Raw genomic sequence first — 9,879 nt, 5'->3', positions numbered from 1 at the left:
ACTGACCAGTGGAAAGGTGACCTACCTTTATGATCTGATGGATGCGGCCTACGACGCCAAGCGAATCGAAGAGATCAGCCGGGGCTTTGGACATGTCCCTATCATCGATAAAAATGGACGTGGAAAAGATGTCTTACCTATGGCTCCTCACGAAGCGGAGCGCTATAAAATTCGATCCAGCGTTGAACGGGCAAACAGCCGATTGAAAGAAGATTTTGGTGCCAACAACGTCATGGTCAAGGGGCACGCGAAGGTGTCTCTCCACCTGATGTTTGGAGTTATCACCTTATTTTCAGATCAACTTTTACGGCTGCTTGGTTAAGTTGTCAAAGATCAATTTGTGGCCACAGTGCAAAGCCTCACGCTCTGGTCATTTTACAAGAGGCTCTTTTTACTCACTTTTTCATGCAGTGCCCTTTTGTCTTAGTATGTCAAAACAGACGGGGGGCTCCAACTCCCACCGAATGATCTCATAGGATATCGTTGAAAATTTTGGAAATAATGTCCAAAATCCTGGAATACCTACTATCCCAGGTTGTAAAAAACCTATTTGAGCTGCATACCAAAGACATTTTAATCGATTACCGGACCAAGATCACACTCACGAGATGGCATGATTTTTGCTCAACAACTTTCAGTAACGACTTTACACAGCATCCGCTTAACTCATACACACATATTGGAGAAACCAGAATGCAGAAAATCATTGGGGCAATGATATGTAGTCTAGCTGTCATGGCTGCGACCGATTCAGGAAGAGCTGGAACCATCACCATAAATAATCAAATAGTTGATGTGAGGATTGTTGATACACTACGTAAAGGCACACTTTTACTAAATTCGAACCCTACAACTGAGGCGTCTTGGGTCAATGAGGTCCTTTATCCCGAAAGCGTTCAGTACACTTTTAAAATTGATAAGCTGACCGGGACCGAATGGTACGATGTTTATGATATTAACCAGGTGGTCAAATAGTGATAATTGTGGTATTATGCAGGCATGAAAACACAAGATGGCAGATCACTATCAAAAGAAGTCCAGCAATACAATCGCGACCAAGCTGTCCGCCTATTCAAGCAGGGCAGAACGCGAAGAGATATTGCTGATATTATCTGCGTAAGCTACTCCGCTGTACGTAAATGGATTACGGCTTGGAAAAGTGGCGGAAAACAAGCAGTTGTCTTAAAGAAGCGAGGAAGAACCTCAGAATCTCAGAGGCTTTTGACCGAAGCCCAGGAGAAAGGACTGAAGCAATTGCTCGTTGAAAAGAACCCCAGGCAGCTCAAGCTTCCCTTTGCTCTCTGGAATCGAAAAGCTATCCAGTCTGCAGTGTATCAGATGTGGCGCGTGAAGATCGCTGTCCGCACAATCGGTGATTACATGAATCGATGGGGTTTTACACCGCAGAAGCCGATTAAGAGAGCATATGAACGAAGCCCCAAAGCGGTACAGCAATGGCTGGACGAAACTTACCCAGAAATTAGAAGGAAAGCAGCGCATGAAAATGCTGAAATATACTGGGGAGATGAGACAGGGTCTCGGAACGACTGCAATCACAGTCGGGGATATGCGCCTAAAGGACATACACCAGTGGTTGAGATCAACGCCAAGAGGTTTTCCGTCAATATGATCTCGGCGATTAACAATCAGGGCCTGGTTCGTTTCATGATCTACAAAAGTACGATGAATGCCAGGGTTCTCCTGCGTTTCTTTAGACGGTTGATCAAAGATTCTGGCCGTAAGGTTTTCTTGATATTAGACAATTTGCGAGTTCACCATGCCAAGTTGGTGAAAGCATGGCTGCAGAAGCATGAGGAAAAAATCGAAGTGTTTTATCTCCCATCGTACTCTCCAGAGTTGAATCCTGATGAGTGCCTGAATTGTGATCTGAAGGCAGGCCTGAGAGCATCTTCTCCGGCCCGGAATGAGGATGAGTTGAAAGGCAAGATCCTAGGGCACATGCGGATGCTCCAGCGCAAGCCTCATAGGGTTGCAAAGTACTTCAAGCATCCGGCCATAAAGTATGCAGCTTAAATGTCAGTATTTGCCCGCCGGATTAATAAAAACACTGACGGCAATTCCGTACCCAATGGCGCCTGGGCTCTTAGTCTTGGAAGCTACGAACCGGGGATTTTTTCTAGTCAAAACTGGCAAGGTCTCAACCACAGGTTTCGATCATTTCCTTTTTCAAAATAATAACTTTCTCGGATGGGCTGTAATTAATCTTTCAACAATAGGCATTACACTTGATAACATTGATAGTGTAAGCCACGTCACCTTGTTTTCTCCAGCCCCTGAACCTGCAATCTTAACGCTTCTGGCCACCGGAGTTGCTGGTCTCGCAGGAGTACGATTGAGAAAGAAAAAGCAAGTTGCTAGCTAGCAGTTATTCAATACAAATGGCAGCTCCATGGCGGGAGCTGCCATTTTTCTTTTCCGGCCTTTTCTATTATAATTAAAGCCTAGAACAACTTTAGGCATCATTCAAAACCACGTGGCCAGTTGCTGTCGATTATCTACCACGCCATATTCCTGACCAGATACACCTATCGCCGAACGCATTACGCGCTATCCCACTTGACATCTTGATAACATCTTGAGACTTGCACACATTCACACCAGACCTGCCAACCATCTGTATAAGACCTGGAAAACCCTTGTAGGTTCAGATATCTAATTTGGTGGATACAAGACTGAGCGCCCAACCAACATCCCCGTATCGAACCCTGAATGGCCATTTCAAAAGAAGAACTCACAGAGTTTATGAAAGCCCAAAAGCTGAGTTCTTGGAAAAATATGGCGTACAAAAAATCGGCTTTTTTAGAAGTGTTGCCAGAGGAGAGCAGACGCTAAAAAGTGATATCGACATTGCTATAGAAATGCTCCCCGAGAAAAGGAACCTTCAGAATTTCGTTGCATTACTCAGATATATCGAAAAAAGCCTTGGTGCACCTGTCGATTTAGGTATAGAGAGTACTTTAAAGCCTGCCGTCAAAGACTCTATACAAAATGAGATTATCTATGTCTAACCGGAATGATATTGTTTATATTGCAGATATTCGCGAATCAGTCGAGGCGATACTAGATTAGACGCATGGCGTCAGTTTTGAAAAGTTCCGCCATGACCGAATGCGGTACTCGGCTGTCATAAGAGAGTTCGAAACTGTCGGCGAAGCCTACGGAAAACTTTCAGATGCGCTAAAGGAACAGTATGTTCAGGTGAATTGACAAGCCATCAAAAATTCTCGAAATATTCTCATACATGAATATTTTGGAATAGATCTCGAGATAGTCTGGAATGTCATTACCGACGATTTGCCGGATTTACATGCTGTTATTAAGAGAATGGCTTGAAACAATTTTTTCCTTCAAGGCTTGTCGGGCCTCAGAATCTCCATGGACCAGGCGGATCTCCCTTGGTAGTTGGGGCATGGAGCGTACCCAGTTCACAAGCATCTGCTGGTCGGCATGAGCTGAATAGGCGGTGAGGGTGTGGATGGCTGCTTTCACCGGGTCTTTCTTTTCGATAAGGCGGCGGCCCGGTGTGCCCTTGGCCTGGTAGCCGACAAAGATGATGTCGTTGCGAGAGTCTTCTAGGCCGTGTCGGAGGTGGTCGACGATTCTGCCGCCGGTGCACATACCGCTACCGGCGATGATGATGGCCGGGCCTTTGATGTTGAGCAGTTTCTGGTGGTCTTGAAATTTTTCTACCGCGTAGAGTCCCTTGAAATCAAAGGGATGATCGCTCTTCTCCAGGAGTTTTCGTGCATCTTCATCCCAGAACTCGTCGAGCTCTGCATAGATCTTGGTGATTTCCAGCCCCAGCGGGGAATCGACAAAGACCGGCACCTTGATGTTCATCTTATCCAGCTCGTAGAGTAGTTCCTGAGTTCTACCGAGGGAAAAGGCGGGGATATAGACAATACCGTTATCAGCCAGTGCTTTATCGAGCACCTTTCGTAACGTTTCAACCCGGTTTGCTCTGTCGGGATGAAGACGATTGCCATAGGTCGATTCGAGAATCAGCAGATCGCAGCTTTCCGGCGCATCAGGGTCTGGAAGTATGGGCGTATCGTTGCAGCCGAGGTCCCCTGAGAAGATTACCCTGTATTCATTACCCGACTCTTCGTCGGGAAAGGTGAACAGGATAAAGCACGAGCCGAGGATATGCCCGGCGTTGCCCAGCTTGAAGGTGATACCTTTCTTTAAGGCAAACGTTTCGTGCAGTTCAAAACCCCAGGAGAGTTTGTCGATACGTGCTTCCAGTCGATGAACATCTTTCTCGCTTCGGGCTGAAAACGACATGGCATCACGAAGCATGGGGATGAGCAGCGCCTGGGTGGCATGGGTACAGATGATCTCACCATCGAATCCCGCTTCAATCAGGCCCGGTACGCGGCCGATGTGATCGACATGGGCGTGGGTGAGAAAGAGATAATCGATGTCTGCCGGCGCCACCGGAAACTGGTCAAAAGGCAGCTCGGGATCATCGCCCTGGGCAATACCGCAATCAACAAGGATATTGATGCCATTGCTGAATCCCGGCTGGGTCTCGATCAGGTGGCAGGAGCCGGTGACACACTCTTTTGCACCAAGATGGGTGACTGTCAGTTTCATGATTTGCCTTTTTTCTCTATTTCCCTACCGCAAATATCCCTGCTCTTCGAGGTAGAGCAATACCTCCTGAGCCGCTTCTGCGGGAGTCATATTGGAGGTGTCAATGGTCAGTTCGGGGTTGGCCGGTGGGATGTAGGGGTCGGTTACACCGGTGAATGCCTTCACCTTTCCGGCCCTGGCTTTGGCATACACCCCTTTGCGGTCACGCTGTTCACAGACCTCCAGTGGGGTAGCCATATAGACCTCGATATACCCACCGCAACTGCTGATCAGCTCACGATTGGCCTTGCGCGATTCCTCATACGGCGCAATTGGAGCACAGATGGCGATACCACCGTTTTTGGTGATCTCACTGGCCACAAAACCGATGCGGGTAATATTGAGGTTACGGTGTTCTTTTGAGAAATTCAGCTCACTTGAGAGATTTTTACGAACGATGTCGCCGTCTAAAAGTGTTACAGGCCGGGTACGCATTTCCAGGAATTTAATGAGGAGTACTCTGGCAAGGGTTGACTTGCCCGAACCGGAAAAGCCGGTGATAAAAATGGTGAAGCCCTGGCGGGAACGTGGAGGATAGGTTCTTTTCAGCTCTTCGACCACTTCTGGATACGAAAACCATTCCGGGATCTCAAGGTCATGCTCCAGACGACGCTTGAGTTCGGCAGATGATATCTCGTTTATCCGCATCCCCTCGGCAACTTCGGACTCGGGCAGATATTGAGCCTTCTCTTCCACGTAGACCATTTTATTGGCTGGGACCATCTCTATGCCGGTCTCTTTTGCAAACTCACCAACCAGTTCCTGGGCCGCGTGGCGCGGATAAAAGAGCTGGTGGCCGCCATTGCTGATTGCGGAAAAAGGATCGGCATGGTCGTCAGCCACCAGAAAATGACTACAGCCGTAGTTTCGTTTTATAATCGCCTGCCAAAGGGCTTCTCGCGGACCAGCCCAGCGGTCGGCCAGTGGCAGCAAGCCTACAAGTACCATATTCTTGGGGAACTTCTGGGCTATCTGCTGATAACAGCGGACATGGGTATAATGATCGAGATTCCCGTATTGTCCTAGACTCACCACCGGCTGCAAAAAGATATTGGCACCGGCCTCGCGGGCAGCCCGTAAAACCATTTCACGGTGTGCACAATGCAGGTATTCCCTGGTGTGGAAACCTATGACATTCCGCCAGCCATTCAGCGCAAACATGCGGTGGGTGTCGGCCGGAGTTCGCCGCAGTTCCTTAAAATCATAATGTATCGGCAGGTTGAGACCCTCAAGAGTGCCGCTGACATACCAATCCTTGACGTTTGAATAGAGCTGCTGAACACCGGGGTGACTGGAGGCATCGTCGGTTCCATATATTTTCAGGGCCTCGCGTTTCTTATCCGGTTGCCAGATATCACCGACCGTAAGAATCGCCAGCAGAAACCCTTCCTGATCGTTCAACGCCAGATGCTGGCCGGCAGAAAGTTCACGGGCAATTTTCTCATCGATATCAAGACAGACAGGCATCGGCCAGGGGGTGCCGTCACAGAGCCGCATCGTGTCGAGGACACTTTCGTAGTCCTCTCGGGCCAGGTAACCTGACAGTGGGTAGAACGCACGGTTTAAGAGGAGTTCGAGGTCACACAGCTGCCGGTGATTAAGATCAATTCCAGAGCAGCCGGTAGCCTTCTGCTTCAGCTGTTCCCCATAGCGGAAATGAACCAGCAGACTTTCTGAATACTCCTGTGTTATAGGGCGCGATAAACTCACTGCATACTCCTTGATAGTTTGAAAACATTATAGACTTGGTTGGTTGCCGCCTCATCGGTCACTGTCGCCGCCAGGATATTGGCCTGGACGCAGTTTTCAATCAAGCAGAAGTCCCTGCTGGTTTCGCCATCGCCATTCATGAAAACCGTTTCATTATTGATAAGGGCGGAAAACCATTTGGGGATGACGGCGGCATAGGCTCCATTCTGATCCTGCCGCTGGCCAAATATATATCACCGTAGGTGGAGCTGGAGACGGCAAAGACAGGCATCAGTTGGGCACGGCATACTGCCGCCTTTGCCCAACCTACTTTTTACCTTCTGCTAACGTCAGGATATTGGCCTCTCAACATACGTAGGTTGGGCTAAGCGGAGCGTGCCCAACAACCACTCATTCGCCGTGCTCGTATTCAGCCATATCGGATGAGGTGCACCAATTATCTGGATATAAACCTCTTTCCGCACATCTCCTCAACGAACTATACGGCCATTCCCATGCGCTGGTAACGTATCCATGTTTTATCGGGTTATAATGGATGTAATCCATATGCCGACGCCAATCGTCTTCATCACGGATTCGATGTTCCCAGAACCGTCTTTGCCAAATTGACAATTCCCTCTTCCTCTTTCTGGAAACGCTTGTCATGATTGTGTTCCCAACACAACCACAACTAAACAACCCTCGTCTATAAGACGAGGGGTTCAAGAGGGGTCGATTGGAAATCGACTGTCATCAGCAGCTACTGGCTCCCCCTCGTGCTCTTCGATATATTGCTGGATCATCTCGTCAGTTATATTGCCTGAACTTACTGCCAGGTAACCTCTAGCCCATAGGTGCCCGACCCCAGAATTGTTTCTTTAAATGGGCAAATTCAGAGAGTAAGGCACGCGAGCTGATTCCTTTTAACCATTGAACTATTTTGCTTATATTCTGGGTTGGCCTGTGGCCTATAAACATGTGAACATGATCGCTCGCTACCTTGCCGGATATTACTTCCAATTCATGCTCGTAAGCAATTTGACGAAGGATATCCCGGGTACGCACTGCTACCTGACCCGTTAGCACTTTTTTTCGGTACTTTGGTATCCAGATTATGTGAACTTTCAGATCTGTTTTTGTATGGGAACCAAGTCTATAACGTCGCATATCGACAACTTTAATCTTCTCTTCGCCTAAAGGCGAGGGGTTTCAACCATCCCCGATGGGGACACTAAAATACCGCTTGATACGTGCCCACCGACCTGAATAATCATAATCGTTTTCAGGTAGACACCACAAACAATGAAGGTGGTCTGGCAATATCACAACAGCATCCAGGTCAAAGCGATGAGCATGTATTCCTCTACGAAACGCTTCTCGCAATCGGTTTATATTGTCGGGGAGCGTCAGGAGCTTCTGCCGTTGCTCTGTTACCACAGTGAAGAAATACAAACTACCTTCGTAGCTGCGGCGGTAACGCATATATCCTCTTTTTTCTCGTTGGCCACATTGCGCTTTGCACAACCTGCATTTACCGGTGTTGGGCACCGCAGACTGCCGCCTTTGCACAACCTACGTTCTACCTTTGACCTTCTGCCAGCGTCAGAATAGTGGCACCTACAACATACGTAGGTTGGGCTAAGCGGAGCGTGCCCAACACAAACCCGATGCCTATTTTCGTTCCTCACCTCAATTTCGCCAAATACCATTTCGCAGCCTTATCCAGGCCGCTTGTGACAGAAAATTGAGGTTCGTAGCCAAGGAGTTGTCTCCCCTTGGAAATATCCGCAAGAGAATGGCGGACATCCCCTTCCCTGAAATCACGGTATTGCGGCTTGGCCTCTTTTGCGGCGCTATTGGCCGGAACAACCAGATCCTGAATAAGGCGATACAGCTCGTTCAGGGTTGTGCGTTCGCCAAAGGCAACATTATAGACCTGGTTTGTCGCCGCCTCATCAGTCACTGTCGCCGCCAGGATATTGGCCTGGACGCAGTTTTCAATGAAGCAGAAGTCCCTGCTGGTTTCGCCATCGCCATTAATGAAAACCGTTTCATTATTGATAAGGGCGGAAAACCATTTGGGGATGACGGCGGCATAGGCTCCATTCGGATCCTGCCGCTGGCCGAATATATTAAAGTATCTGAGCCCTATTGTCTTGAAATTATATGCTTTGGCGAAAACATCCGTGTACAGTTCATTGACATATTTGGTAACCGCATAGGGCGATAGAGGTTTACCTATTCTGTCTTCAACTTTTGGCAGACCGGGGTGATCACCGTAGGTGGAGCTGGAGGCCGCATAAACAAAACGCTTTACTTTGGCGCCCCGTGCCGCAACCAGCATGTTGAGAAAGCCGCTGATATTGTTTTCGTTGGTCGTGATGGGGTCGGCGATCGACCGCGGCACCGAGCCAAGTGCTGCCTCATGCAGCACGTAGTCAACATTTGCACAGGCCTCTTTGCATGTTTCAAGATTGCGGATATCGCCTTCAAGAAAGGTGAACCGTTGCCACTGCTCAGCGCTTACCAGGGATTGCACTTCATCGAGGTTATGTTGGAAACCGGTGGAGAAATTATCGAGCCCGATCACTTTCTGATCGAGTTTTAATAGGGTTTCCAGGAGATTTGAGCCGATAAAACCGGCAACGCCGGTGATAAGCCAGGTGCGTGGGGAGAATTTGAGCTGGGTTTGTTGTGTTTGATAGGTGGTTTGCATTTGTAGTTAGGAGTTAGGGGTTATAGAGTGAGGGGTTCGGGGGCAGGGACTTGGGGGTGAGATATTAAGAAATCATTTATTTTTTTATTTGATCGTTATTGCAAATCTTCAAGCATCATTTTCACGACGTTAATGAGTTTCGGGCGCTAAACGATTTCATTGATCCACCGTTTCACATCGGGTAACCGTCGTATCACTGTTGACCACACCAGATCGTAATCTACCCCAAAGTATAAATGGATCAATTTATCACGCATCCCTGCCATTTCCCTCCATGGAATATGTGAATGACTTGCGCGTATCTCTTCGGGTACTCCCTTCGCGGCCTCCCCAATGATTTCACGCTTCCGTATTACCGCACTCACCGTCTTGTCGTCAGCTTTAAATGCCTCTTGGTCCATACCCAGAATAAATCGATCAATACTTTCAATCGCAGTAATAATATCAAGCAAGTACAAACGATAATCCCTCATACGACAATAGCCTCTGACAACACCGTGGACTGAAGCTCCTGCCGTAATGCCCGCTTTGGAATGACATCCACCTTACGATGAAATTTTTCTTCCAGAAACAAACTCAAGCCTACCAAATCAAACATATCGGCATCTTCTGCAAACTCTACCAGCAAATCAATATCACTATGAGCCTCTTGCAAAAAGACGTGCAATAACAGAATCAGGGAGTATTTTGATTTAACATTCTGAAATAATAGAGCTTCATGGCATTTCCTGGTATAGTTTTGTATCCAGCAAAACCAATCCAAGGAGAATGCCATGAAGCTCATAGACACGATATCATGGTTGATGGGACGTGTCCAA

The 9,879-nt window shown here is 48.0% G+C and carries 12 protein-coding genes and 3 pseudogenes; 6 read left to right on the top strand and 9 right to left on the bottom strand.

Translation table 11 applies throughout. The features are described 5' to 3' along the window. The 6 genes and pseudogenes from BUF15_RS27260 to BUF15_RS28575 all read left to right on the top strand — a co-directional run. Positions 1 to 322, top strand: a 322-nt coding sequence (locus tag BUF15_RS27260; RefSeq protein WP_327021898.1) for a transposase, incomplete at its 5' end; no start/stop codon positions are given. A 371-nt stretch (positions 323 to 693) separates the two neighbouring features. After that, a complete protein-coding gene (locus tag BUF15_RS26960; RefSeq protein ID WP_143170890.1) occupies positions 694 to 975 on the top strand; it encodes a hypothetical protein in 282 nt (93 codons plus the stop codon). A gap of 24 nt (positions 976 to 999) precedes the next feature. After that, entirely contained in the window at positions 1,000 to 2,034 is a 1,035-nt protein-coding gene (locus BUF15_RS25625) for an IS630 family transposase (protein WP_073617132.1), read from the top strand. Next, positions 2,024 to 2,383, top strand: coding sequence for a PEP-CTERM sorting domain-containing protein (locus tag BUF15_RS28580; protein WP_073617130.1), 360 nt, complete (start codon positions 2,024 to 2,026; stop codon positions 2,381 to 2,383). Before BUF15_RS25625 ends, BUF15_RS28580 begins: the two co-directional genes overlap by 11 nt. A gap of 403 nt (positions 2,384 to 2,786) precedes the next feature. Further along, positions 2,787 to 3,029, top strand: coding sequence for a nucleotidyltransferase family protein (locus BUF15_RS25615; RefSeq protein WP_200802495.1), 243 nt, complete (start codon positions 2,787 to 2,789; stop codon positions 3,027 to 3,029). 100 nt (positions 3,030 to 3,129) lie between these two features. Further along, positions 3,130 to 3,354 (top strand): annotated as a pseudogene (locus BUF15_RS28575) (HepT-like ribonuclease domain-containing protein). Here the strand turns inward: BUF15_RS28575 and BUF15_RS25605 are convergent. The 9 genes and pseudogenes from BUF15_RS25605 to BUF15_RS25570 form a co-directional block, all read right to left on the bottom strand. Continuing rightward, on the bottom strand, positions 3,325 to 4,617 hold the full coding sequence (locus BUF15_RS25605) for an MBL fold metallo-hydrolase (RefSeq protein ID WP_073617128.1): 1,293 nt from the start codon (positions 4,615 to 4,617) through the stop codon (positions 3,325 to 3,327). The pseudogene BUF15_RS28575 and the gene BUF15_RS25605 sit on opposite strands and share 30 nt — an antisense overlap. 24 nt (positions 4,618 to 4,641) lie before the next feature. Continuing rightward, positions 4,642 to 6,366 carry a bifunctional sulfate adenylyltransferase/adenylylsulfate kinase gene (locus BUF15_RS25600; RefSeq protein WP_200802494.1) on the bottom strand — a complete coding sequence of 575 codons (1,725 nt, stop codon included), beginning with the start codon at positions 6,364 to 6,366 and terminating at the stop codon, positions 4,642 to 4,644. 23 nt (positions 6,367 to 6,389) lie between these two features. Next, positions 6,390 to 6,596 (bottom strand): annotated as a pseudogene (locus tag BUF15_RS25595) (NAD-dependent epimerase/dehydratase family protein); the annotation flags it as partial. 160 nt (positions 6,597 to 6,756) lie between these two features. Then, complete coding sequence (locus BUF15_RS28570) at positions 6,757 to 7,011, bottom strand: REP-associated tyrosine transposase (RefSeq protein ID WP_407642655.1); 255 nt, start codon at positions 7,009 to 7,011, stop codon at positions 6,757 to 6,759. Positions 7,012 to 7,067: 56 nt separating this feature from the next. Continuing rightward, a pseudogene (gene tnpA, locus BUF15_RS28560) lies at positions 7,068 to 7,512 on the bottom strand (IS200/IS605 family transposase). Positions 7,513 to 7,554: 42 nt separating this feature from the next. Next, positions 7,555 to 7,827, bottom strand: coding sequence for an REP-associated tyrosine transposase (locus BUF15_RS28555; RefSeq protein WP_073617126.1), 273 nt, complete (start codon positions 7,825 to 7,827; stop codon positions 7,555 to 7,557). Between the two features lie 202 nt (positions 7,828 to 8,029). Continuing rightward, positions 8,030 to 9,061 (bottom strand): NAD-dependent epimerase/dehydratase family protein, encoded by a 1,032-nt coding sequence (locus BUF15_RS25580; protein ID WP_073617124.1) that lies wholly within the window; start codon positions 9,059 to 9,061, stop codon positions 8,030 to 8,032. A gap of 146 nt (positions 9,062 to 9,207) precedes the next feature. Continuing rightward, positions 9,208 to 9,534: a HepT-like ribonuclease domain-containing protein gene (locus tag BUF15_RS25575; protein WP_073617122.1), complete on the bottom strand. Its 327-nt coding sequence runs from the start codon at positions 9,532 to 9,534 to the stop codon at positions 9,208 to 9,210. Next, a partial coding sequence (locus BUF15_RS25570) for a nucleotidyltransferase family protein (protein WP_327021897.1) occupies positions 9,531 to 9,879 on the bottom strand: 349 nt, incomplete at its 5' end. The genes BUF15_RS25570 and BUF15_RS25575, both read right to left, overlap by 4 nt.

It is taken from the genome of Desulfopila aestuarii DSM 18488 (assembly GCF_900143695.1).
Classification (GTDB): Bacteria; Desulfobacterota; Desulfobulbia; order Desulfobulbales; family Desulfocapsaceae; genus Desulfopila; species Desulfopila aestuarii.
The sequence above is the reverse complement of the archived record's forward strand: the minus strand, read 5'-3'. Positions and strand labels throughout refer to the sequence as shown.

Bases quoted from the DNA above. Each gene is read 5' to 3' on its own strand.
- BUF15_RS26960 (WP_143170890.1), top strand. From the start codon at position 694: ATGCAGAAAATCATTGGGGCAATGATATGTAGTCTAGCTGTCATGGCT.
- BUF15_RS25625 (WP_073617132.1), top strand. From the start codon at position 1,000: ATGAAAACACAAGATGGCAGATCACTATCAAAAGAAGTCCAGCAATAC.
- BUF15_RS28580 (WP_073617130.1), top strand. From the start codon at position 2,024: ATGCAGCTTAAATGTCAGTATTTGCCCGCCGGATTAATAAAAACACTG.
- BUF15_RS25605 (WP_073617128.1), bottom strand. From the start codon at position 4,617: ATGAAACTGACAGTCACCCATCTTGGTGCAAAAGAGTGTGTCACCGGC.
- BUF15_RS28570 (WP_407642655.1), bottom strand. From the start codon at position 7,011: ATGACAAGCGTTTCCAGAAAGAGGAAGAGGGAATTGTCAATTTGGCAA.
- BUF15_RS28555 (WP_073617126.1), bottom strand. From the start codon at position 7,827: ATGCGTTACCGCCGCAGCTACGAAGGTAGTTTGTATTTCTTCACTGTG.
- BUF15_RS25580 (WP_073617124.1), bottom strand. From the start codon at position 9,061: ATGCAAACCACCTATCAAACACAACAAACCCAGCTCAAATTCTCCCCA.
- BUF15_RS25575 (WP_073617122.1), bottom strand. From the start codon at position 9,534: ATGAGGGATTATCGTTTGTACTTGCTTGATATTATTACTGCGATTGAA.